Annotated in this window: 20 protein-coding genes; 6 read left to right on the forward strand and 14 right to left on the reverse strand. The window is 62.4% G+C overall.

Annotation, left to right across the window (positions count from 1 at the left end):
* Positions 1-14: 14 nt before the first annotated feature.
* The 14 genes from M9799_RS02955 to M9799_RS03020 form a co-directional block, all read right to left on the reverse strand.
* Positions 15-1,298, reverse strand: a complete 1,284-nt coding sequence (locus tag M9799_RS02955; RefSeq protein WP_231044263.1) for an O-acetylhomoserine aminocarboxypropyltransferase/cysteine synthase family protein — start codon at positions 1,296-1,298, stop codon at positions 15-17.
* A 141-nt stretch (positions 1,299-1,439) separates the two neighbouring features.
* Positions 1,440-1,985 (reverse strand): hypothetical protein, encoded by a 546-nt coding sequence (locus tag M9799_RS02960; protein WP_231044262.1) that lies wholly within the window; start codon positions 1,983-1,985, stop codon positions 1,440-1,442.
* Positions 1,982-2,722, reverse strand: a complete 741-nt coding sequence (locus M9799_RS02965; protein WP_231044261.1) for a hypothetical protein — start codon at positions 2,720-2,722, stop codon at positions 1,982-1,984. The genes M9799_RS02960 and M9799_RS02965 overlap by 4 nt, the downstream gene beginning before the upstream one ends.
* Positions 2,703-4,214, reverse strand: coding sequence for a GspE/PulE family protein (locus M9799_RS02970; protein ID WP_231044260.1), 1,512 nt, complete (start codon positions 4,212-4,214; stop codon positions 2,703-2,705). The genes M9799_RS02965 and M9799_RS02970 overlap by 20 nt, the downstream gene beginning before the upstream one ends.
* Before the next feature lie 143 nt (positions 4,215-4,357).
* A complete protein-coding gene (locus M9799_RS02975) occupies positions 4,358-5,569 on the reverse strand; it encodes a type II secretion system F family protein (RefSeq protein ID WP_231044259.1) in 1,212 nt (403 codons plus the stop codon).
* Positions 5,566-6,084, reverse strand: a complete 519-nt coding sequence (locus M9799_RS02980) for a prepilin-type N-terminal cleavage/methylation domain-containing protein (protein WP_231044258.1) — start codon at positions 6,082-6,084, stop codon at positions 5,566-5,568. Before M9799_RS02980 ends, M9799_RS02975 begins: the two co-directional genes overlap by 4 nt.
* On the reverse strand, positions 6,071-6,442 hold the full coding sequence (locus tag M9799_RS02985) for a type II secretion system protein (protein ID WP_231044257.1): 372 nt from the start codon (positions 6,440-6,442) through the stop codon (positions 6,071-6,073). The genes M9799_RS02980 and M9799_RS02985 overlap by 14 nt, the downstream gene beginning before the upstream one ends.
* 28 nt (positions 6,443-6,470) lie before the next feature.
* Complete coding sequence (locus M9799_RS02990) at positions 6,471-6,971, reverse strand: type II secretion system protein (RefSeq protein ID WP_231044256.1); 501 nt, start codon at positions 6,969-6,971, stop codon at positions 6,471-6,473.
* Complete coding sequence (locus M9799_RS02995) at positions 6,971-9,187, reverse strand: cohesin domain-containing protein (RefSeq protein ID WP_231044255.1); 2,217 nt, start codon at positions 9,185-9,187, stop codon at positions 6,971-6,973. The genes M9799_RS02990 and M9799_RS02995 overlap by 1 nt, the downstream gene beginning before the upstream one ends.
* A gap of 60 nt (positions 9,188-9,247) precedes the next feature.
* The gene (locus M9799_RS03000; protein ID WP_231044254.1) at positions 9,248-9,730 is read right to left on the reverse strand and encodes a hypothetical protein; all 483 of its coding nucleotides are present in this window, start codon (positions 9,728-9,730) and stop codon (positions 9,248-9,250) included.
* Positions 9,717-10,304 (reverse strand): hypothetical protein, encoded by a 588-nt coding sequence (locus M9799_RS03005; protein WP_231044253.1) that lies wholly within the window; start codon positions 10,302-10,304, stop codon positions 9,717-9,719. The genes M9799_RS03000 and M9799_RS03005 overlap by 14 nt, the downstream gene beginning before the upstream one ends.
* A 522-nt stretch (positions 10,305-10,826) precedes the next feature.
* Positions 10,827-11,375, reverse strand: a complete 549-nt coding sequence (locus tag M9799_RS03010; protein WP_231044252.1) for a hypothetical protein — start codon at positions 11,373-11,375, stop codon at positions 10,827-10,829.
* 2 nt (positions 11,376-11,377) lie between these two features.
* A complete protein-coding gene (locus tag M9799_RS03015) occupies positions 11,378-15,280 on the reverse strand; it encodes an RHS repeat-associated core domain-containing protein (RefSeq protein WP_231044251.1) in 3,903 nt (1,300 codons plus the stop codon).
* A gap of 45 nt (positions 15,281-15,325) precedes the next feature.
* On the reverse strand, positions 15,326-18,097 hold the full coding sequence (locus tag M9799_RS03020; RefSeq protein ID WP_231044250.1) for an FG-GAP-like repeat-containing protein: 2,772 nt from the start codon (positions 18,095-18,097) through the stop codon (positions 15,326-15,328).
* A gap of 454 nt (positions 18,098-18,551) precedes the next feature.
* On the opposite strand from M9799_RS03020, the gene M9799_RS03025 reads away from it, so the two are divergent.
* From M9799_RS03025 to M9799_RS03050, 6 genes are all read left to right on the forward strand, one after another.
* Positions 18,552-19,538: a thymidylate synthase gene (locus tag M9799_RS03025; RefSeq protein ID WP_231044249.1), complete on the forward strand. Its 987-nt coding sequence runs from the start codon at positions 18,552-18,554 to the stop codon at positions 19,536-19,538.
* Positions 19,539-19,758: 220 nt separating this feature from the next.
* Positions 19,759-20,949, forward strand: a complete 1,191-nt coding sequence (locus M9799_RS03030; RefSeq protein WP_231044248.1) for a CaiB/BaiF CoA transferase family protein — start codon at positions 19,759-19,761, stop codon at positions 20,947-20,949.
* Complete coding sequence (locus tag M9799_RS03035) at positions 20,949-21,770, forward strand: enoyl-CoA hydratase (protein ID WP_231044247.1); 822 nt, start codon at positions 20,949-20,951, stop codon at positions 21,768-21,770. The genes M9799_RS03030 and M9799_RS03035 overlap by 1 nt, the downstream gene beginning before the upstream one ends.
* Before the next feature lie 25 nt (positions 21,771-21,795).
* Positions 21,796-22,782 (forward strand): zinc-binding dehydrogenase, encoded by a 987-nt coding sequence (locus M9799_RS03040; RefSeq protein WP_231044246.1) that lies wholly within the window; start codon positions 21,796-21,798, stop codon positions 22,780-22,782.
* A 25-nt stretch (positions 22,783-22,807) separates the two neighbouring features.
* Entirely contained in the window at positions 22,808-23,776 is a 969-nt protein-coding gene (locus tag M9799_RS03045) for a Bug family tripartite tricarboxylate transporter substrate binding protein (RefSeq protein WP_231044245.1), read from the forward strand.
* 46 nt (positions 23,777-23,822) lie between these two features.
* Positions 23,823-24,485: a GntR family transcriptional regulator gene (locus M9799_RS03050; protein WP_231044244.1), complete on the forward strand. Its 663-nt coding sequence runs from the start codon at positions 23,823-23,825 to the stop codon at positions 24,483-24,485.
* The last annotated feature ends 6 nt before the right edge of the window (positions 24,486-24,491 follow it).

A 24,491-nucleotide genomic window follows, 5' to 3' on the forward strand; every position in this document is an offset into this window, starting at 1 on the left:
CGTCGAAGCCGCGATCAGACCTGGGCCAGCGCCTGATCCAGGTCCTCCAGCAGATCATCGATATGCTCGATGCCCACCGACAGCCGCACCATGCCCTCGGTCACGCCAGCCTTGGCCAGTTCCGCGGCATCGAGCTGGCGGTGCGTGGTGGATGCCGGGTGCGTGGCCAGCGACTTGGCGTCGCCGATGTTGACCAGCCGCGTGAACAGCTGCAGCGCATCAAGGAAACGCGCCCCGGCCGCGCGCGCATCGCCGCCATTGGCCTTGAGGCTGAAGGACACGATGCCCGAGGCGCGGCCGCCCGACTGCTTCTGCACAATGGCATGGTCGGGATGGTCCGGCAGGCCGGCGTAGCGCACCCACTCCACCTTGGGGTGCTGCTGCAGCGTCTGTGCGATCTTCAGCGTGTTGTCGCAGATGCGGTCCATGCGCAGCGCCAGCGTCTCGATGCCCTGCAGGATCTGGAAGGCGTTCTGTGGCGAAAGGGCTGCGCCCATGTTGCGCAGCGGCACCACGCGCGCGCGGCCGATGTAGGCCGCCGGGCCCAGCGCTTCGGTGTAGACCACGCCGTGGTAGCTGACGTCGGGCTCGTTCAGCCGCGGGAAGCGCCCGGCGTGTTCGGCCCAGGGGAAGGTGCCGCTGTCCACGATCGCGCCGCCGACGCTGGTGCCATGGCCGCCGAGGTACTTGGTCAGCGAGTGCACGACGATGTCCGCGCCGAATTCGATCGGCCGCAGCAGGTAGGGCGAGGGCACGGTGTTGTCGACGATCAACGGCACGCCATGCGCATGGGCGACATCGGCCAGCGCTCGGATGTCGGTCACGTTGCCCAGCGGGTTGCCAATGGACTCGATGAACACGGCCTTGGTCTTGGCGTCGATCAGCTTGCCGAAACTTTGCGGGTCGCGCGCATCGGCGAAGCGCACCTCGATGCCCTGCTGCGGGAAGGTGTGGGCAAACAGGTTGTAGGTGCCGCCATAGAGTGTGGCTGCCGAGACGATGTTGTCGCCGGCTTCGGCAATGGTCTGGATCGCCGCGGTGATAGCCGCCATGCCCGAGGCCAGCGCCAGCGCGGCGATGCCGCCCTCGAGCGCCGCCACGCGCTTTTCCAGCACGTCGGTGGTCGGGTTCATGATGCGGGTGTAGATGTTGCCCGGCACCTTCAGGTCGAACAGGTCGGCGCCATGCTGGGCGTTGTCGAAGGCATAGGCCACGGTCTGGTAGATGGGAACCGCCACGGCCTTGGTGGTGGGGTCCGGGCTGTAGCCGGCGTGGACGGCCAGGGTTTCAATGCGCATGTGCTCGTCTCCTTGAAAGTTTCGGGTGGAACGCGTCATCGTGAAATTCTAGGACCCGCCTGCCGTCCGTGCGCTCCCGCAACTTCGCATTTAAAGTCATATGCTTAGCAGATTTTTGCCGCGACCATCTGCGCCACGAAGTCACCAGGCTGTCTGGTCCACGCGGGACCTCCAATACCCTTTCACTGTTGCCGCCCCGCTCATCGAACGGGTTTGTTCAGCGCGCTCAAACCGCTCGAGCCGCCAGAGCCCAATCTGGCGCGACGCAGCATCGAGCGCATTGGAAACATGCGCGGCCTGCTCCAGCTTGTCTAGTTCATATTCCAGGGTCGCATCCCCAGTCGCACTGTCGAAGCTCAGCTGGAGCAATCGTGCATCGGCCAACGCAGGGGCCTCGATGGTGTCGTACAACTGGTTCCAGTCGCGTTGAAGCAGGCGGACGGCCGCGGCCTCGCTGGCGGCTCTCACGTGGCCCAAAGGATTCGCGGTTTTCTTCCGCTCAGCCAGCTCCTGCAACTGCAGCGCTTGAAAGCTGGCGAGTTCTTGGTCCAATGCCACGCGTTTCCGATGCGTTTGCCAGATCGGCACCACCAGGCTCAACGTGATCGCCAGCAACACAACCGCAGCAGCTGTCCAGACCAGCTTCCAAGTCTCGTTTTCCACAAACTCGATCTGCACCGACCTCATGGCAGCCTTCCCCAGTGGCGATGCAAGACACTGGGCCCGCCTGACAAAACCGCCTCGACGGGATCCCGAGCGAAGGTCAAGATCACGGTATTCCATTGCTCGGGAGCCTCCGATCGCGACTCCAGCTGCGCCAGATGGGCCACTGCCTCTGCAGCATCGAAGCGCCTCATCCAGCTCATCGCACCCGCTGCGCCCCGGGTACTCAGCTCCAGCACGGTCAATGCATCGGGCTCGAGAAAAGCCAGTCTGTTCACCTGGCTTCGCTCAGACAGTCGGTCTCTCGTCGCCACTGCCCACAACGGTTGCAGGCCAAGCAGGCGCCCCTGGCAGCTTTGCGCCCACCGCTGGATGATTTGATAGATGCCTGGCTGCATGAACGCCGCCAGGCCCCGATGCCGGGAATCGAGGCTGCATACGATTTCCGCAGCCTGCTCTCCAGGCATTCCAATGGCCAGGGCCGCATGGGCCTGCGCAAGGGCCACCATTTCCCGATGGCGCCTGACACTCGCAGGCGCCACGAAGGCTACAGGCGGGCAAAAAGCGGCGCTCAGGTGTACGCGCAGACGCCATGGTTTGGCATGTTCCCGGCCGAGGGCTTCATCGACCTTCTGCAGCACATCGGCGAGCGGCAGGGTGGGCGGTGGCTCGAAGCGCCAAAGCGGCGCACCGGGGCACTGCACCAGCACAAGACCGGCTCCCACATATACATCCAGCTTTTCAGGCCAAACCGACCACACGGGTGACCTCCGCCAGCGTCGTTTTTCCCATACCTACCAGATGGATGGCCTGCGCAATAAGGCGCTGCGCGGGATCCCGATAGACAGCCTGCTTGAATTCGCTCATGCTGGCCCTGGCCACCATTAGATCGCGCACATGATCGCTGAGCATGTGCACCTCCGCCACGACGAAACGCCCCTTGTAGCCGGTATGCCGACAGTGTGGGCACCCCGAGGGACAAGGCATGCGTTCCGGCACGGGGGTCTGTTGCGCGGCGATCCTAGCGCGTTCGTCCACCGTGGTTTCACGCCACTGCAAACAATGCTGGCAGGCCTGGCGCAGCAGACGCTGTACCACCACGCCATTCAAGGCCGATGCCAGCGCGAATGCCTCGATGCCGAAATGCTGGAAGCGGCCCAGCACATCCAACAGGCTGTTGGCATGGACGGTGGTGAACACCAGGTGACCCGTGAGTGAGGACTGCACCGCAATCCTTGCGGTTTCGGCGTCCCGGATTTCACCAACCAGTATCTTGTCCGGGTCGTGACGCAGGATGGAGCGCAGTCCCGTGGCAAAGGTCAGCCCCTTCTGTTCGTTGACCGGTATTTGCAGCACTCCCGGCAACTCGTATTCCACGGGGTCTTCGATCGTGATGATCTTCTCCAGCCCGTCGTTGACTTCCGAAAGCGCGGCATAGACGGTGGTGGTCTTGCCGCTGCCCGTAGGCCCGGTAATCAGCAGCATGCCGTGCGGGCGAGTGGCCAGATCGCGAATCAGGGGTGCAACACTGCCGTCGAATCCCAGCAGGTCCAGCGACACCCCGCTTTCGCCGTGGCGCAGCTGGGCCTTGTCCAGCAGACGCAGCACGGCGTCTTCCCCGAAAATGCCCGGCATGATGGAGACCCGCAGGTCCACCGCCTCCACGCCCCCGGAAGGCTGCCAATGGATGCGTCCGTCCTGGGGCCGCCGCCTCTCGGTGATGTCCAGCTGCGCCAGGACCTTGATGCGCGAGATGATCTCTTCGGCGCGCTGGGGATCTTCCATCCGCGGTCCGCGCGCCATCACGCCGTCAAGCCGGTATTTGACTCCCACCCCCTGCCTATCGCTCTCAAAGTGGATGTCGCTGGCGCCGTCGGCATAAGCGCGTTCGATGGCCTCGTTCACAAAGGCCACCACGGGGCCTGCCGCCATCGAGGCAGGCTCTGCACCGGATGCGGGCACCGGCCGCGTGGGCACGGAACTGTCGGCTTCCGAGGAGACCCTGCTTCGAAGCTGCAACAGTTGTGCCGGTTGGGCCAGGGCCAGTCGCGCGCCTGCTGTCGCCAGGCGCTGCAGGCATTGGGTGGCAGTGCTTGACCATGGATCATCAAACAGGAGCAGCATGCCTTGCGGCAATTCCACCCGCAGCCCCTCGGCTACGCCGGGAATAGCACTGACCCGGGCCTTTTCCAGGGCAGCACCATCAAGCAGCGCCACGCCCTGGCTGTCCAGCAAGGCCTGTGCCGAAAACATCTCCCCCACTCCATTCGCAGGTAGTTGCAAAGCGCGCCATCATGTACGGGACCCGACGAACGTGCCCGCTCGATGGTCTGTGCCACTTGTTTTGCGTTTGGGAATTTGGATAGGTGCTGAAGCATGCCGAAGAGATCAAAAGTTCAGCGCAGCACAGTGGCCATATCGAACACTGGCAGATACATCATGATGACGATGCCACCGACCATCAGGGCCACGGCCATCAGCAGCACAGGTTCGACGATGCGCGTCAGCCGCTCGACGAAAAGCTCGAACTGCTCGCCGTGCAGCCGGGAAACGACATCGGCCGCAAGATGGAAATCGCCATTGCGTTCCGCTGCCGCCATCAGGCGCCTGCCCACCTCGTTGCACAGGTGCGCTTCGGCCAGGGCTTGAGCGACGGCGCCCCCCTGCTCGATGCGGTGCAAGCCTGTTTGCAGGGCCATCGACAGCCTTGCATCCAGGGCCGAACGGCTGGCTACCCGCAGGGCCTCGGTCATCGGGTAGCCCCCTTTGAGCATCAGCGCCAACGCCTGGTAGAGCATGGCCAGCCGGAAGTCCTCCACGCGGCGTTGGAGCCAGGGCACGCGCATCGCCAGCGCCAGCAAATGCCGGCGCGCCGTGCCGCGCCAGACCCAGGCGCCCAACGCGAGCACGGCCACAGCGACCGCGATCAGAGTGACCGCCTGGTGACGGCTCACCCACTGGGCCAGGCCGATCATCGCGCTGACGGAGACGCTGGCGTCACCGCCGCGCAGATGGGTGTACATGCGCGCAAAGTTGGGCATCACCACCAACAACAGAAATAGCGAGATCCCCATGCCTAGCGCAGTGACCAGTGCCGGGTAGATCGCCGCGCTGACCACCTTGCGGCGCAGTTGCTCGACCAGCGCGTCGAATTGAAGGTAATCGGACAGCGCCTGCGCCAGGTCGCTGGTGCGTTCTCCCGCGCGGACCGCCGCCACGAGCACTGCTGGCGCCTCGGGCAATTGCTGCAGCGCCTGCGACAGCGCCATGCCTTGATGGAGCTGGGCCAGCAGCTGCGCAGCAAGGCTGCCGGCCTGCCCGGCCAAACGCTCGCGCGCACAGAGCGTGTCGACGGCCTCCACCACGGTCATGCCCGCCTGGATCAGCATGCGCACTTCCCGGCAGAAAATGGCATAGCGGCCACGCTGGGCCTTTCGCGGCCGCGGGTGCGCCAGGGCAGGAGATCCGACATCGCGCATCGACAGCACGGCGCAGCCTTGCGCCATCAGCCGCTGTCGCAAGCATGCCTGCGATTCGGCCACCAGGCGCTCTTCGCTCACCCGGTCATCGCCCAGGCTCAGGTAGCGCACGGCAAAAATCCTGCTCATGGCTTGTGCTCCATCGGCGGACTGTCCGGCGCTGGCTTGTATATGAATCGCCATTCGCTGTAATGCTGTGCGCTGCCCAGGCCGAGTTCGGCCGGCTCGGCGCCTGCCGCCCGGATGGGCCGCGCCTGGCCCTTGCTGTAGACCCCGGCAATTCCTCCGCCCGGTGCGGCCACGATGCCCCAATCATCCGTACGCGTGAAGGGATCGAGCGGAACGCGGCGCAGGTGGCGGAGCAAGCTGACAAAGCGTCGGTCATTGGTCAGTTCCTCCAGCGACCAGGGCCACTGCTTGACAGCGCCCGGGGAACGCTCGTGATAGGCACCGATGGCGCGCACGATGTCCGCTCCCGAGCGCAGCAAGTCGGCCTCGCGCTCGCGCTGGGCCTGCTGGGAAACCACCGCCATCACCTGATGCGTCGCCAGCGCCAGCAGGGCCAGGGCGGCCAGCAACGCCACCAGGGTGAAGCCGCCTTGCGTGCGGCAGCGGCGGCCAGGCAAGAATTCACCAGTTCGCATAGGCACTCCCGTCGTTGGCATGCCCGGTGGCGCCGCTCCTGACGTCAAAGACCGATTCGCCACCCCCTTCCCGCGCCGGCACCGGTACCCAGCTGTCGCTGCGCCCGGTGATCGGATCCTCGGGCACGGCACGGATATAGCGGGCGTCCACCATTTCGTCCAGAGTCAGGGGATATCTTCCCTTGTCACGGTAGAACTGGTCGATGGTCTGGCGCAGCCCCAGCAGGTTGTAGTGCAGCGTGGCTTCGCGCGCTTCATGCACGCGCTCCAGATACAAGGGCGTAGTGATGCCCGCCAGGATCGCCAATACCGCCAGCACCACCAACAGCTCGATCAGCGTGAAGCCGGCTTGGCGCATGAAACGCCCGCATCCATCGCCCATGGGTTCACCAGCTCGCATAGCTGCTTCCATCAAGCGCCAGGGCGTCCGACGAGGAACGCACATCGAAAACGTCGGCTCCGGGAGCCGGTTTGTCGGGGGGAGAGGCATAGCTGCGCAGCCGCCAGGTCTGCGGCGCTGGCAGGCTGGGGTCGGAAAACGGGTCGCGCGGGATCCGGCGCAGGAAGTACAGCTGCCGCCCTGCTCCTGCCGCCCGGGCATCGGCCACGCCAGCCACCAGCACCTGCAAAGACGCCGGGTAGCCCGAGTCGGTGCTGCCGGCAGCAATCACGCCGCGTTCTGCCTGGCGCTTGTAGTCGTCGATGGCAGCACGGATCTCCCATAGCGACCGGCGCAGTTCGCGCTCCTTGCCGGCCTTCACCAGCGTCTCGCCCAGTGGCAGGATGGCCGCCGCCAGAATGCCCAGCACAGCCATTACCACCAGCAGCTCGATCAGGGTGAAGCCCGGCGCGAAGCGGCACGACGCATGGGATGTGCGCGCTGCCATCACTGCACTTCCACCGACCAGGTGGGCTTTGCTGCCAGCGGAACCAGCGCATTCACCCCCAATGGATCCAGGGCCTGAAACCACAGCCCGGCCTTGCCCGGCACCAGGGCCTTGAGACGCAACAGGATCAGATCGCCAGTCCCCGTCACCCCCTTCTCGGCATTGCTCAGCAGTCCCACGCTGACCCGGCCTTGCGCTGCATTGACGGCGTGCGTGAAACTGCTGGCTGCCGGTGACTGGCGGAAAAATGTGCCTTCGGAAACATTCACGACCTGCAGATGCTCGGGAGCAAAGCGCAAATCCATGGGCATGCCGCTCAGCGGCACGCCGGAGGCCGCATGTAGCGCCACGGTGAAGGTCTCTCCCGCCTTGACCGATGCGGGGCCTTTGAACTCGAGGCTCAAGCCTGCTGGCAGCGGCTGCGCATCGACCGGCGGCCCCGATGGCGCACCGGCCGCCGCAGCCGCAGTGGATGCCTTCTCTGCCGACGGATTGGTACGCTTACCCGGGCGTTGCCGCAGCCGCGTGAAATTCTCCGTTCCCACCCACATCTCGGCTTGCGCCAGCTCCGGACGGGGAGCGGAGCGCAGGATGCGCGGAGTGATGGCCAACACCAATTCGGTGTTGTTCACATCGTCTTTGTTGCTGGAAAACAATCGCCCCGCCACCGGTAGGTCGCCCAGCCCGGGTATGCGGTTGGAGCTGTTGCGGTCGCTCTTGCTGATCAGTCCGCCCAGCAGCTGGGTTTCTCCATCACGCAAGCGCAGCGTGGTGTTGGCATTGCGCGTGCCGATCTGATAGGCGAGCGATCCTCCGGTGGAGCGCACCTCACCGGCCACCGCGCTGACTTCCAGGCCCAGCTTGATGGCTACCTCATCATCGGGAGACACGATCGGCTCGACTTCCAGCTTCAGTCCCACCTCCTGGTAGCTAATGTTCTCGGAAACGAAGCCGTTGGAGCCGGCGGTGGTGGTGACCACCGGGAGCTTGTCACCGATCAGGATCGTGGCCTTTTCGCGGCTGCGCGAGCGAATGCGGGGGTTGGCCAGGGTGTTGAAGTCACCGACCTCACGCCGCAGATTGAGCAGCAGGCTGCCCACGCCGACCCCTATGCGGCCGGAGTTGACGCTGCCCAGGCTGTCCAGGGTGAGACCGCCCTGCCCGGCCAGGGGCAGCAGAGACAGGCTCACGCTATGCGGCACATTGATACCCAATTCGGTCAGGCGGGTGGCCTTGATCTCCATCACCTCCACTTCGAGCATGACTTCGGCCTCGCCCTGGTCGTGCAGAGCGACCAGGCGCTCGGCCAGCGCCACGATCTCCGGCGGCTCGCGCAGCGCGATCATGTTGGCCCTCTCGTCGACAAAGGGCGGCTGGATGCGCAGCATGCTCTGCAGCAGCGTGGCCGTGGTCTTGGCCTGCGCATTGGCCAGGTGGAAGACACGTATCACCTGCTCGCGGTGCTGCTTGAGCTTTTCCGGCGTGCTGGGAAATACCATGACCGTCTTCGCGTCCACGATATGGCGGGACAGTTGAAAGGCGCTCAGCACCAGGTCAATGGCATCTTCGACCTGGGCCGAGCGTATGAAGATGCTGGCACGCTGGTCCATGGGCACGTCGCGATCGACGACGAAACTCACTCCGCTGCCGTCGCGGATCGCTTCCAGCAGCGAGGCCAGCGGCGCATCGCGAAAGTCCAGGCTGATCGCGCGGACCTCGGCCAGGGCCCGCTGGCTGTCCGAGCCTGCGGCAATGCGGGTCTCCAGTTCCAGCTGGCGCTTGAGGTGGGTCAGTTCCGGATGGCGCGGTGCATGTCCCAGCGCACTGTCTATTGTGCGCAATGCGGCGCCCTTCTCGCTTGCGGTCGCCTGCTGGCGTGCGATCTGCAGCGATTGCTGCACGTGCCGCTCGCGCATCAGGTCCGTCTGCAGGTCCTTCACGCGGGCATTTTGCGGATCCAGCCGCAGCGCGCGCGCCAAGGTCGCGCGCGCCGCATCCCACTGACCGTTCATGCGTTCCTGCGTCGCCTGGGCCGCCAGCCGCGCCAGGGCTTCGTCGCGGCTGCTGATCAGTCCGCTGCGCAATGCGGTGCTGTCCGGGTAGCGCGAGCTGCCCTCCCGCAGGGTCTCGATCGCGGCCTCGAACTGGCCGCCACGCAGCTGCGCCGCTGCTTCGTCACGGATCCTCTGGTGCGCGCAGCCGGCCAGCAGCAGCATGGCCGCGCAGATGCCTGCGCACTTCAACATCATCTGTTTGTTGGCTGACGTCATAAAGGATCATCGGGTCTCAAAACGGGGTGCAGGCGGCAGGACCAGCTGCACCACGGCTTGGGTCTGCGGGTGCATCAGTTCCACCATGTCTGTGCCCATGCGTTCGACGCGGTAGCCGTTGGCAAATACCTTGCCCGGCTCGAGCCTGGCCGAGCTGCCATCGCCCCAGCGGGCCAATACGATGGTTTGTCCGCCGGGCGTGCGCATGCGGCCGGTGAAAATAAGCTGAGGCACCGGCACCCTGGGAATCTCCGGCAAGGCCAACACGGCTGGTGGCGGTGCGACAACGGCCAGGGGCGCAGTCGGCGGCAGGAAGAAAGGATCCCGGGCTGCAACCTCCAGTGGTTTGCGTGCGGCCGAGGAGGTAGTGGCTCTGGCCTCTGAATGGGCCATCACAGCAAACGCACCGGCTGCCGCCGTCGTGGCCAACACTACCCGCCACCACAGCCGGCAAAAAGCTGATCCAGTGATTGGCTCAATCGTGTACATACAGCACCCAGGTCCACTGCGCGTCCAGCACTCCATGGCTGCCGGGAACCGCCTGCAAACGCAGGTTCTGCACCGCAAGCGAAGGATTGCCCTGCATCAACGCAGATTGCCAGACCTTGGAGGCTGCATAGGAGCCCCTGGTCGAGACATCCAGCATCACCTTGCCCCGGGAGGAAGCGGTGGCAGCGTGATGCGTCACGGACAAGGACCGGAGCACGATGCCCCTGTGCGAGGCCTCCTCACTGGCCTGCCGGATCACCTCGTTCGTGCTGTGCCTCGAAGGCCATTGATCAGTCTGATGCGTTGCCGCATCACTTGCAGGTGGCTCCGGCTTGCTGCCTTGCTGGATGGCCAGATCCATTTTTGCGCGTGACTGCTGCAGCTTTTCCTCTGCGCGGGTGCTCAGCAGGGCCGTACCCCAAGCCGCCAGCGAACATAGCGCCAGGGCGTAGACGAGGTGATGAGCCGTGGGCTGCGGGCCAGAAGGCCAGCGCGGTCGCGGGATATGGCGGATTTGAAACATGATCAATTGCTTGAATAATTTCGCGAATGTCCTTGAAAACAATGCCTTCAAGATAAATTTCTTTCCCCTTCGTGGAAATCATCTTCCAAAGAAATCCGTGCACGATTTGAATTCTTTCATCAATCACATCCACCGGCTGCGCTCAAAGACAGGTCACGCAATACTTTGCCGACACGCCTCACGGGTCTGCCTCAGATATACCAGGTGAGCAACCAGTATCCATGGCGGCATGCAAACCAAAAAGTGGCCAGCAGGTTTGTTGTTGCAACCATTTCCCAGCAAGCCAGACACCCAACAAATGCTCCTACATCGAATCTCCAATCAATTGGAACACTCTTCCTGTCGCCAAAACATATGCAGCACGCCAGACCGCCCACAGTTCAAATATGGCTCCGACATACGTTACCAAGATGAGCGCACGCTCGATGAATGCCTGGCCGCGTCGCAGATCTGCATCCCAAGCCGCGAGGTAAAATAACGTCTTGGAATAGAGCAAGTAATATGCAGCGGCCTGCAGACGGAAATTTCACTACAATCTTGGATATTCAGCACTTCAGCCATGGCAAAAAGCGCTTAGACGATCTCGCCAATTTCCTTGAAATCAATGCCTTTCAATCCAAGCTTCCCCACCCTTTCCCGAAACGCATTCGTCACAAAAAGCTGACCACGGTTTGACTCCTGGAATGTAAAGATATCCCATGTCTGCGCCTTCGGATCAGTCACGCGAATTTTCAAGACGCTGTAAATTTCACCGTTCAACCCACGCAGAACCTCAGAGGCGGCTGCATCAAATTCAGAAACAGTTTGCAAACAGTTCAGCAATAACCACGGCTCATCAGAAACAGTGATGGGCAAAAGCTCAATTCCGCACGAAGATTCTGGAAAAAGCTCATCCTTTAACTCCTCCTTAAAGGCCAACACGCCGGGGAGATAGACAGTGCAAATGTCTGGAAGATTATTTTTTCTACCACCATCTGGATCAAATTCAAAATCAGCAGAAAATCCTGCATCCAGCATGGATGTGCGATTGATATTTTTACTGATCAATGGCCATTTTGAAAAGTCACGTAGGAGGATCGACCGATACTTGTTTGAGGTGTGTGTCGCGAATAATTTTTTCATAGCTAATTTCTTCCAGTAGGGAATGTATTTGATATAAGTTGCATCCGTATAACCGACAGCCGGGCAGCTACTTCCGCGTAGCTGCCCGCCCCCTCCAAACGCTGATTAACCGCATCGTAATAGACATAAGTATGCATGTTTCTGTGGTACTTCGCGTCAAGAAATACGCCATTAAAGCCACTATTCACATCCATCCCCACACGCTCCAATACGGCCAGCGCTGGCTTGGCGCGATTATGCTGGGCAACTATATGATGGGCATGCTGACCAGGCTCACGCATTTGATCGATATCCCGACTCATATTACGCGCCAGTTTGGCGCTGTCACTTTTGAAAACATAGGATAATTGATCGAAAAAATCGGCAAAGAAATCATCGAGCCTCACCGCCAACGCTTGGTTTCTAGCCTGTACTGACTCGCCTCCTGAACCTGGCACTGCACCAACCATACCCCTATGGAGCATCCGATTGAACAGGTACCCATAAGCTCCCGTTTCGGCGCCATTCGCAAATTTGCCGCCGCCTGCAACTGCACCGACACCCCCCGCTACCGCGTGAGCAACAGTGTTTGCAACGATATTTTCGAAACTTGGCCCATATTGGCTGAAGAGGCTACCCACCGCACCGGCAGCGGCGCCGCTTTCACACTTTCCACCCCCTGCTGCGCTGCCGACGCAGCCGACGGCAGCATGCGCGACCACATTGCCGAAACCACTGGGCGCAATGCTGCCGGCACCGTACATCAGGCCTGCAGTCAACGCCCCGCTCACGGTTCCCCTGAGACTGCCACTGGACACTGCACCGGATATGCCGCCGGCGGCAATATTCGAGCCGATCCACATCCCTGTCACCTGAGCCGACGTCAGGGTGGTTCCCGCAGCGGTTGCAGCTGCGGCAGCCGAACCAGCCCAGGCGCTGTAAATCATGTGCGGCGCATATACGGCAACAACGATTGCAGTCGCTACCCGAACTACCCTTTTGAGCTTGAAACGGAAGTAGCCGCTGGGGTCGGTATAGAGCAGCGGGTTGTTCAGGACATAGGCATATCGGTTGTGGCTCTGCAGATTGTCCGGGTATTGGATGTTCGGGTCCGCGCTCATGAACCTGCCGACAAGCGGATCGAACACACGACCGTTCATATGGATGAGGCCCATCTCATCGAGATGTTCATGCAGCGTGTAGCCGCGCTCGGTGCTTGCCCCGTACAGCGCATCGAGCGTGTCGCTGGTGCCGTTGGGCAAGCGTCGCTTGCCCCAAGGGTCGTACGCCATGCGCTCGACCACCGCTCCGGCCTCGTTGCTGACTGCGGCAATGGAGCCCAGGTGGTCGTGGTGGAAGTAGGCGATGCTGGTCGCCGACTTGCCATCGGGATGGCCCTCGCGCTTTACATACAAGGCAAAGGTGATGCCACCTGCGTCCACATAGTGCTTGTGTTCGGTGGTTCCGTTGGCCCTGACTTCCTTTTCATAGGCCAGCCCCTGGCTGTCAGCGCCGTTGTAGTACCAGGTGGTGCCGGCCTGCAGATGGCTGGGGGCATTGGCCGAGAGCTGGACGTCCTGGCGCACGCGCTGGTGCTCAGGGCCATAGACGAAGCTCAGCGTACGGTCGGCGGTGGTGGCAGTGGGGTTGGCCGGCTGCGTCAAATCGCCAAGGAAAATCTCCCTGGGCATATCGAAGCTGGTGTAGGTTTGCCAGCGCACCGTGTGGCGCCCGTTGGCATCGTCCTGGCTGACCGTGTACCAGAGGTTTCCATTGCCCAGTGCCGTGCCGTTGACGGTCTTGGCGCCCGGCCGGTCGTCATCGAAGGCGTAGCTCAGGCGGCGGGTGCCCGTGTTGGCAGCGGTCACCGCCCCCGCAGCAGTCCAGCCGGCAGCCGGCTCCTGCGTGATCTGGGTCAGACGGTTGGGGCGGGCCGGATCGTAGTGATAGTACCCGGCGTCGCTTTTGTATCTGATGTTCCCTGCCGCGTCATACAGGACCTGCGTGCTCTGCGCACCCGGCAGCTCGCCACCGACGGCCGTATACAGGCCCAAACGGTTGAGCGCATCGTATTGGAAGCTCTCGTTGACGCCTGTGCTGGCGTCGGAACGCGTCTTGAGATTGCCCAGCGCGTCATAGCCGTAGCTGTGATGAAGCACATTGCCAGAGGCCTGCCCGGCCAGCGTGGCCTGCACGCTGCGCAGCTTGCCGGTGCTGTCGTCCACGTCCTTGACCGTGGTGATATCGTTGCCCTGGCGGTACTGGGTGATCGCTCCCTGGGCGTTCATGGCCAGCACTTCGAAGGTCACGGTCTGGCTATGCCCCGCCACGCCACCGCCAACGACCTTGCTCACATAGCCGCCAGCAGTGTAGGAATACTCGGCTTTGTAGCCGGTAGGCCAGGTCTTGCTGGCAAGGCGACCCGTCACCGGGTCATAGGTCTGCCCCATGGTGGCGGCGGTGGCACTCGAATCGAGTCTGGTACCTGTGACCGTCGGGCGGCCCAGGGCATCGTAGGTATGTATGCGCTCGTAGCCGTTGTTTGCACGTGCCTCGCACAGCTTGCCTACACCTGCACCGCAACTTGAACCATCGGCCTTCTTGTCATAGTGCCAGGTGCTGAGCAGATCCGGCTCGGCGCGCTCGGTCATGCGTCCAAGCATGTCATAAGCTCTGGTGCTGCTCCGACCCAGGCCATCTGTCTGGCGGACCATTTCACCGAAGGCGTTGTACTCATACTCCCAGCGCCCCATTGCCGGGTCTTCCATCCAGGCTTTCTGGCCTCGTTGGCTATAGCCAATCTTGGTGATGGCTCCCGCGGCGTTGGTCTGGATCAGCTGGCCCAGTGCGTCGTAACTGTAGACAAGCTCGCCGCCCAGATGATCCACGACTTTGGCTACCTGGCCTGCAGCGTTCTTGTGGGTGGTCCTGGTCTGCCCGGCGGCGTTGGTGACCGTAATGACCAGGCCGCCATAGCCGAAGGTGGTGACGGCCGCTGCGCCGGGGGCATCGGAGTCGGGAACCTCCTCTCGGACCGGTCGGCCGATATCGTCATACTGGAACCTGATCCAAGCCGGTGCCCCTCCCTGGAGACGGTAAGGATTGGATCTCTGAAGAACTTCGCCCAGGCTGGTGTAGTGGGTGTCTTGCACCACCACCTGGTCGTGGAAATCCTGCGTCTGCACTCGCACGACACGGTCGAGCGCATCGTGGATCTGTAATTTCTTGGGTGCCAGCAGCGCGCCATTGCCGGCGTAGCTTGCTTCCACCGCATACCAGGCAAGGGAATGGCCGCCAATGGAGGAATCGGCAGCGCAAGGCGCCGCGCCGCCATCGGTTTGGGGCATGCCGCAGAACCGATACTCCCAACGGGTATAGGTTCCGTCGGCACGACGTTCCTCGGTCTTGCGTCCGAACGGATCGTAGGCCCAGGTCGTGGTCCCGCCATTCGGCCCTACCAGCTTGGTCATTGCTCCAAAGCGAGGGTCAAACTCCCTTGTCTCGCTCTGGCCTAGAGCGTTTGTGCTGCTGGTGCCGAAGGTGCCCTCCGGGATGAAGTAACTGATGCCGCCAATGACTACCGTCTGGGCGGCAAAGATGCTCGAGGAAGTGCGCGCGGCATCGGCACTTGCCAGGGCGGTGCCGACGGCGCCAGCACATACCGCCGTCGAAACCGTCTGCTGGTTGCCGTAGGCATCGTAGCTATACGTGGTGCTCAGACAATCCTGAGGGCTGTCAGGCTCCACCACCTCTTTGACCAATAATCCGTCGGCGTCATATTCGAAACTGCTGACTCGCGTGATGTTGCTGTATTGGGCTTGAGCCAGTGGATCAATGCCTACAAATGCGCCAACACTGATTAGCACATAGAACATACGTGCCATCAGCCAACGAATATGCGCCATCGCAGAATATTTGCAATTCATGAATGCACCCTCAATCGCTTGTTGTCGATCGGCTGGCACGCTGCATCAAAATGGCTGCGAACTGGTGACGGTCGCCCTGCGCAGGCGCCCGATCATCCAGGCCGGGCCGTCGGTTCTTGCCGGCTGGTATTCATTGGTGGTGAGCTTGCGATGCTTGACCCCTGCCCCTTCCCTGATGTCCACGGTAATCTGCGTGGGATCGCCAAACTGGCGTACCGCACCGTTCTGGTCGGGGTAACCGCCGTAGCTGCTGCTGGTGAAAAGCGTGGGCATTTGCGCTCCATCGAGCTCCCAGCTGTTTTCGGTGGTACTGGCTACGAAGGGGAAGTGCACCTTGCCGGCAGCCCATTCACCACAGGCGGTCATGGCGGAGTCCGGCTTGACTCCACCAGCCATCCCCTCGCTTTGGTAACAACCCAGCGTGTTGTCGCTGCGCTTGATCAGACGATGGGGGCCGTGCTTGATGAGGCGTGTCTCGGTGGTACGTACCTGACCGGTATGTGGCCACGTCTGGAAAAACTCACTGCACGTCTGGACCCCGGTGCTTTCCAACACGCTCTTCATCCAGCGAAAGCCCAGCATCCCTCGCCCGGAGCCTGGGTGTTGTCCGCTCGCATGTTCCACTTTCAAACCGCCGTATTGGTACGTCGTACGGTTTGCGCCGCCTTTTGCGTCGCTGATGTCGACTTGCTTGACCATCGCCAACGCGCCACGGGCGTCGCTCAGGGGATAGGCCGTTCCCGAGTCGCGGAAATATCCGCCATTCGCAGCCAGGCTTGCCTGGCTCTGCGCGTGGATTGAAATGAAATGGGCTCCTTGCGAGATACGGGACAGAGACCTTGTCGCGTTCGACTGCGACAGCGTGATGTGCCATGAGCCGTCACCGGCGTAACCTGCCATGTCGGAGCGGCCATCTCCATTGAAATCGCCAACGGCATAGTTGCCCGGCCCTCCGGAGTGCCCCGTCCAGGGAGCACAGTCAAAGCTGGTACCGGTGGAAAGGCAGACATCCCAGATGCCACCGCTGCCGGTATAGCCGGCGATGTCGGTGCGCCCATCTCCGTTGAAATCGCCAACTGCATTGTTGTCTGCGCCGCCACGATGGCCTTTCCACCAAGTCGAAGAGCAATCGAATCCCACCCCGGTCGACAGGCAGACCATCCAAGCCCCGGCATCGGGAATGTCACGGATGAAGTCGGTACGGCCGTCTCCATTGAAGTCTCCGGAGGAGAGTGGCGTATCGCCACCTACCACCCATGGAGAACAGCTGAAGTCCACTCCCGTCGACAAGCAGACCCGCACGATTCCATTCAAGTCGGGCCCCCCCGCCATGTCGGTGAGTCCGTCTCCGTTGAAATCGCCAAGCACAGTTTTGGCTCGACCTTCGGCATGCCCATTCCAGTACGAGCAGCTGAAGTCACTTCCAGTGGACAGGCAGACATGCCAGCGCCCTCCCTCTGCGGTATAACCTGCCATATCGTCGCGGCCGTCTCCATTGAAGTCACCAACGACATTGTTGTGCGGGCCTCCCCCGTGGCCGGACCAATAGGAGCAACTGAAACCACTTCCCGTGGATAGACATACATGCCATGACCCACCTTCACCGGTATGAGCCATCATGTCTGTGAGACCATCCCCGTTGAAGTCGCCAAAAACGTTGTTGTCCCGGCCTCCCTGGTGGCTGCTCCAGGATTCGCAATTGAAGCCCGATGTCGTGGAAAGGCACACATGCCAGATTCCACCGCCTCCGGTATCGCCAATCATGTCGGTGATGCCATCGCCATTGAAGTCGCCCAAAGCGTTGTTGGCTTGACCTCCAGAGTGACCACTCCACATCTGGCCTGAAAAATTAGGACTGCCAGCCGAGGTCCATTCCAGACTGGTATCGAACGTGCACTCCTGCGAACTGCAGCGTTTGATTGCTTTTGGCAACGAGGCGAAACCAGAGGACTCTTCAGAGTAGGTGACGGCCAGGCTCTGCTGCTCTTTATCCGCCAGATATGTCTTGATACGGGCCAATCGAACGCTTTGGCGAATTTTCGATCCAGCCTCGAATGCATTCAGTATGTCGGGACGGCTTTCATATTCGAAAATGACTTTTCGATCACCCCCATAGCTGATGGATGAAATGTTGAACTCGCCATTGACGTGATCTTTGCTATAAGCGTAGTTAGTCCAGTTGCCTTTGACATCGATTACATTGCTCAGCGCCCACATGCGCACAACGTGCCCGTCCCGGACTTCGATGCGCGAGTCATCAGTGCTGCCGTACTCCAGCGTGAGCCCATCCTTGGTTTTCACAATGAATACTTGAGGCCCATTGGATGCGTTGCGTTCCGCGGCACCTTTGGCCACGATCTTGCTGAAACCATCGATTTCGGTGCGGTATTCACTGTCTGCCGCACCATAACCGCCGGCGATATTGATAAGTCGCTGACCATCCATACAAAATCGATCTTCCTGGCTATGGGTGATCGCCCCGGGCGTTCCATCGGTCGCCATGGATTTCGCACAACGCGTGATGGCCGAGAGACCCTCCACACTCCACCCCATGCCCATGATGCCGTTGCCCGCTTGGCTGTTGTAGAGCAACGCCAGCTTGGGCTGCGTCCCTGCGATACCTGGAGGCAATTGGATGGGAATGCGATAAACCGCAGCCCCACTGGACGACACCGAGAAATCTCCTGCGAGCTTGACAGGCACCGTTGTCTGGGCATGAACCACGAGGAAAGCCAGAGAGGCCAGCTTCACAGCGCATTGGGCAGCGGAACGCACAAAAACCAGGCTTCCACAAAATGAAGAAAATAAAGAAGGCACGTTGTCTCCTCTACATATGGTTATCCAGGCAATATGGCTTCGATGCAGATCTCACTTATGGAGTTGGCTATAAGCCGGACGCTGGTTTCAGCCTGGATTCATTTCCATCGGCACATCTGTGCAGCTGGCGCTGATCGTCTTTATCACTCGCGAAAGCTGTGCACTCTCAACCGAATATCATAGTTGAAATTTCTATCAAACATTAAACCACGATAGTTATATTAAATCAATCATAAAACGGTATAAACCCTGATTCTTGGTTTCGACCAAAATAAGGATGAGTGTCTGGGACGCATAGCGAACGCGAAGAACATGCGTCCCTTGGAGTGTCCCCTCGGTTCCGAATCAGCCTGGCGTTGCACCAGGCCCCGACAATGGGCTTGCCCTAAGACCTGCCGGCTCCACCGCGGCGCCGCTTGCGCTACGATCCCGGCATAGATTTTCCTGCCCGTCCATGAAACAGTACCTCGACCTCGTCCAGAACATCTTCGACAACGGAAGCTGGCAAGACAACCGCACGGGCATCCGCACCCTGAGCATTCCGGGCGCGATGCTGCGCTTCGATCTGCAGCAGGGTTTTCCGGCCGTCACGACCAAGAAACTGGCGTTCAAGTCGGCCGTGGGCGAGCTCGTGGGCTTCATGCGCGCCCATCGCAGCGCCGCCGAATTCCGCGCGCTGGGCTGCAAGGTCTGGGACCAGAACGCCAACGAGAACGCGCAGTGGCTGGCCAACCCCTACCGCCTGCAGGAAGACGACCTGGGCTCGGTCTACGGCGTGCAGTGGCGTCAGTGGCCGGCGTACAAGCTCATCGACCCGGCCCAGCCGCAGGGTCAGGCGCAGATCGCCGATGCGTCGGCCAGGGGCTACCAGCAGATCGGCATGCTCGAGGCCGCGCCCGGCGTGCAGTCCGGCGTGCTGATGTACAAGGCCATCGACCAGTTGCGCCAGTGCCTGGACACGATCATCAACGACCCGGGCAACCGCCGCATCCTGTTCCATGGCTGGAACTGGGCGCAGCTCGAGGAAATGGCGCTGCCGCCGTGCCACCTGCTGTATCAGTTCCTGGTCGACAAGACCAAGCGTGAAATTTCGCTGTGCCTCTATATCCGCAGCAACGATGTGGGCCTGGGCACGCCGTTCAATCTGACCGAGGGCGCCGCCCTGCTGCACCTCGTGGGGCGCCTCACGGGCTACACGCCGCGCTGGTTCACCTATTTCATCGGCGACGCGCATATCTACGAGAACCACGTGGACATGCTCAGGGAGCAGCTCACGCGCGAGCCTTTCGAGGCGCCGAAGCTGGTGCTGTCGGACCGTATTCCGGACTATGCGGTCACGGGCAAATATGAGCCCGAATGGCTGGAGAAGGTCGAGCCTTCGGACTTCTCGCTGGAAGGCTACCGGCACCACGCGCATATCACGGCGCCGATGGCCGTCTGATTTCGAGGCCTGCAGAGACCGGGTTCCGGTTTCCCCCTGCACAACCCGCCCTTGCCGGCGGGTTTTTTGTTGTCGATCCACGGCACCGCATCATCGGCCGCTGCCGGAACTTTGCAAACAATGGAAATCCCTATGCCAACATATCATTCATAAGTGTTGACACTTTTAACGCAACAGTCGAACAATGGGCGCGTAGATTCGCTTTACCCAGGACCTCGACATGCCTCACCAACCCGCTTCTTCCGCGCTTTCGCGCTTCCGAGTGATCGACCTGACGCAGGTGCGCGCCGGCCCGACCTGCTGCCGCCAGCTGGCCGACTGGGGCGCCGACGTCATCCAGGTCCAGATGCCCGAGCACATGCGCGGCGACGACACGCTGGGAGGCCAGGATGGCTCTGACTACCAATACACCCACCGTAACAAGCGCTCCATCACGCTGAACCTGAAGGAGCCCGAGGGCATCGCCACGCTCAAGCGGCTCATTGCCACCGCCGACGTCGTCGTCGAGAACTTCCGCCCGGACGTGAAGTACCGCCTTGGCATCGACTACGAGACGCTGTCCGCCCAGAACCCAGGCCTGGTGTATGCCAGCATCTCGGGCTTTGGCCAGACCGGCCCGCTGGCGCAGCGCCCGGGCTTCGACCAGATCGCCCAGGGCATGGGCGGCCTGATGTCCGTGACCGGTCTTCCCGAGCAAGGGCCGGTGCGTGTCGGCATCCCCATTGCCGACCTTTGCGCCGGCATCTTCGCGGCGCAGGGCATTCTGGTGGCCCTGCTGGAACGCGAAGCCTCGGGGCGCGGCCAGTTCGTGCACACCTCCCTGCTGGAATCCATGGTCTACATGATGGACTTCCAGACCTCGCGCTATCTCATCGATGGCGAGGTCGCCACGCAGGCCGGCAATTTCCACCCCACGAGCATCCCGACCGGCGTCTACAAGGCGCGCGACGGCTATCTGAACATCGCCGTGTTCGGCTCGAAGATCTGGGAACGCTTTTGCAACATCCTCGGCGCGCCCGAGTGGATCGTCGACCCCCGCTACCACGACAAGCCATCGCGTTCCGCGAACCGCGACACCCTCAACGCCGAGATAGACAAACGCCTGGCACAGCAAGACCGCGCGCACTGGATCCGCGAATTCAACGCCGGCGGCGTTGCCTGCGGCCTGATCAGCAGCGTGAAGGAGACGCTCGAGGAGCCGCAGATCGCGCACCTGGGCATGGTCAAGGAGGTGGTCTCCGCCCGCCTGGGCCCGCAGCGCCTGGTGGGCCAGCCGATGCAGCTCGAGCGCACGCCCAGCTCCATCGCGCGTGCCGCGCCGCGCCGCGGCGAGCACACGGAAGAAGTACTGAGCGAGCTCGGCATTGCCCAGGACGCCCTGCAGAACATGAAGGCCCAAGGAGTCTACTGATGACCGAAACCACCAACCACCCCACCTACGAATCCACGACCGAGCGCGTCAAGGCCTGGCTGGACGGCAGCACGCTGCACATCCGCTTCAACAACCCCGCGCGGCACAACGCGCTGTCCGTGGACATGTGGGAAGCCGTGCCGCCCCTGCTGCGCGTGGCCCGGGAGGACGGCCGCGTGCGCCTGGTGGTGTTCTCCGGCGAGGGGGACAAGGCCTTCGTGTCCGGGGCGGATATCTCGCAATTCGAGGACATGCGCGCGGCCAAGGAAGCCGTCAAGCGCTACGAGGCCATGGCCGAAGAGTCGCTGATGAGCATCCACGACTTTCCCAAGCCGACGCTGGCCGTCATCCGCGGCTACTGCATCGGCGGCGGCGTCAACGTGGCCATCAGCTGCGATATCCGGATTGCCGCCAGCAACTCGGTGCTGTCCATTCCCGCGGCCCGGCTGGGCCTGGGCTACCGCTACTCGGCGATGAAGAACCTGGTGGACCTGGTGGGCCCCGGCGTTGCCAAGGACCTGTTCTTCACGGCCCGCCGGATCGACGGCGACGAGGCGCAGCGCCTGGGCCTGGTCACGCGCAGCTGCCCGGCCGACGCCCTCGACGCGCTGCTGGCCGAATACACCACTGCCATGGCCGAGAACGCGCCGCTGACCATCCAGGCGGCCAAGGCCATCACGCGCGAGATCCTCAAGCCCTCGCCCGAGCTGGACATGGAACTGTGCACCGCGCTGATCCAGGGGTGCTTCCAGAGCGCCGACTACGCCGAAGGCCGCACCGCCTTCATGCAAAAGCGCAAGCCGGTCTTCAGCGGCCGCTGAGCCATCCACGACAAAAGGAGACAGCATGCGTTCCTACTGGATGCAGCAGAACGAAGCTTCTGCAGTACTTGAATTGCGCGAGGTGCCCATACCCACGCCCGGCGCGAAGCAATTGCTGGTGCGGGTGCGCGCGGCCTCGCTCAACCGGGGCGAATTCGTCGCCGGCCACGGCCTGCACGGCCCTGCCGGCAGCTGGAAGGCGATTGGCGGCGAGTGCGCGGGCGAGGTGATCGGCTGCGGCACGGAGGTGACGGATTTCAGCCCTGGGGAGCGGGTGATGGGTCGCTGCTCCGGTGCGTTTGCCGAGTATGCGCTGCTGGACCAGGCGGAGGCGATGCACATCCCCGGCAACCTGTCCTGGGAAGAAGCCGGGAGCATCCCGCTCACTTTCCTCGTGTCGTTCGACATGCTGGTGCTGCAGGGGCATCTCCAGCAAGGTGAATGGGTCCTGATCAATGGCGTCTCCTCCGGCGTGGGCGTGGCGTCGCTGCAGCTGGCCAAGGCCCTGGGAGCCAGGGTCGTCGGAACCTCCGGGTCGCAAGCGAAGCTGGAGATGCTCGAGGGGCTGGGCCTGGACGCCGGCATCTGCACGCGACAGCCCGACTTCGCGGCAGAGGTCAACGCCCTCACCGAAGGCAAGGGCGTGAAGCTCGTCATCAATGCCGTCGGCGGCTCGGTCTTTGCGGAAAGCATCCGCACGCTGGCGTTCGAGGGGCGGCTCGCGACCGTGGGCTACGTCGATGGGGTGCTCCACGCCGACATCGACCTCGAGGCCCTGCACGCCAAAAGGCTCACCGTGTTTGGCGTCTCGAACAAGCTGCGCACCAAGGCGCAGAAGTCGGCCGCGCTGCCGCGCTTCATTGCCGAAGTGCTGCCGCATTTCGCCTCCGGCCGCATCAAGCCGCAGATCGACGAGGTCGTGGACTTCGAAGGCCTGGCCGATGCCAAAGCCCGCATGGAAGCCGGCGCCCATGCCGGAAAGATCGTTCTGAGAATGCCCGCGCTCGACTGATTCCAATTCATAACAGGGAGACAACATGCGACTCAAGAAACTGCTCTGCGCCTGCGCGCTTGGCACACTGACCTTTGCCGCTGCCGCCCAGGGCAGCTACCCCAGCAAGCCGATCCGAATGGTGGTCGGGTTCGCTCCTGGCGGCGCCGCCGACCTGGTGGCCCGCGCGATGAGCGAGGCCTTCGGCAAGGCGCTGGGGCAACCCATCGTGGTGGAGAACAAGCCGGGCAATGGATCCAGCATTGCCGCCGACATCGCGGCCAAATCTCCGGCCGACGGCTACACCATCCTCATTGCCAGCCCCAGCAGCATTTCCGTCAATCCGGCGCTCAACCCCAAGCTCGCTGCCAGCGTCCGCGATCTGGTGCCGGTCACGAAGATCACCACCTCGCCCCTGGTGCTGGCCGTCAACCCCGCCACCGGCATCAACACCGTGCCCGAGCTCATCGCTGCGGCAAGGAAGCGCCCTGGAGAGCTCAACTACTCCACCTCCGGCAATGGCTCCGCCCCGCACCTGGGCGCCGCCCTGTTCACGTTGGTGACCAAGACCGAGATGACGCATGTGCCCTACCGCGGCGGCAGCCTGGCCATCCAGTCGGTCATGGCCGGAGACACGCAGGTGACCTTCGGAACCTCGCCTTCCGTGCTGCCCATGACCACCAGCGGCAAGCTCAAGGCCCTGGCCGTCAGCACGCGTGAGCGCTCGGCGCTGGTGCCGTCGCTGCCCGGCATGCGCGAAGCCGGCCTGCCCGACTACGACATCGAGTTCTGGTACGGCATCTTCCTGCCCGCGGGCACGCCCGAGCCGATCGTCAGGAAGGTGTATGACGCGGCCATCAGCGCCATGCGCCAGCCCCAGGTCAAAGCCACGCTGGCGCGCGACGGCACGGAAGTCTCCACCTCGGAATCCCCCGCGGCATTTCGCAGCTTCCTGGCCGAGGACGGAAAGTTCTGGGTCAACCTGGTGAAGAATGCCAACGTGAAGGTGGAGTGAGCGCCGCAATGATTCCGCAACGCGAGGGCCCATGTACGATTCGCTCATGAATTCGTCTCCTACTACCCGTGGTGCGGGCCTGTCGCATTCCATCGTCGCTGAAATCAAGCAGTTGATCTATGCCGGCGAGTTCAAGCCCGGCGAGCGCCTCAACGAAGCGGCGCTGGCCTTGCGCATGGGAACGAGCCGGGGCCCCATCCGGGAAGCCGTCAAGGTGCTCGCCGGCCTGGGCATCGTCACCGCGGTGCCGAACAAGGGAGTGTTCGTGCGCCAGCTGTCCCTGCGCGAAGCGCTGGAGATCTACGATCTGCGCGCCCTCGTGTTCGGATTCGCGGCCGAGCGCGCCTGCGACCACCTGACCGACGGGCACCGGCAGGAATTCGAGAAGCTGCTTGCCGGCATGGACGAAGCCTGCGAGCACGGCGAAGGCACGCGCTACTACGAACTGAACCTGCAGTTCCATGCGCTCATCCTGCAGTTGTCCAACAACCGCCGGGCGCAGCAAGCCTATGACGACTACGTCAAGGAACTGCACCTGGTGCGGCGCAAGTACTTCAACACCCCGGGCAACATGCGCCGCTCCAATGTCGAGCATCGCGCGATCTATGACGCCATCGTCAATGAGCAACCGGCAAAGGCCCGGACGGCGGCGGAGCGCCATGTCCAGGCCGGGCGCATCCGGCTGATGGAGCACTTCGACAGCCACTGAGCCGGA

It is taken from the genome of Comamonas endophytica (genome assembly GCF_023634805.2).
GTDB classification, from domain to species: Bacteria; Pseudomonadota; Gammaproteobacteria; order Burkholderiales; family Burkholderiaceae_C; genus Comamonas; species Comamonas endophytica.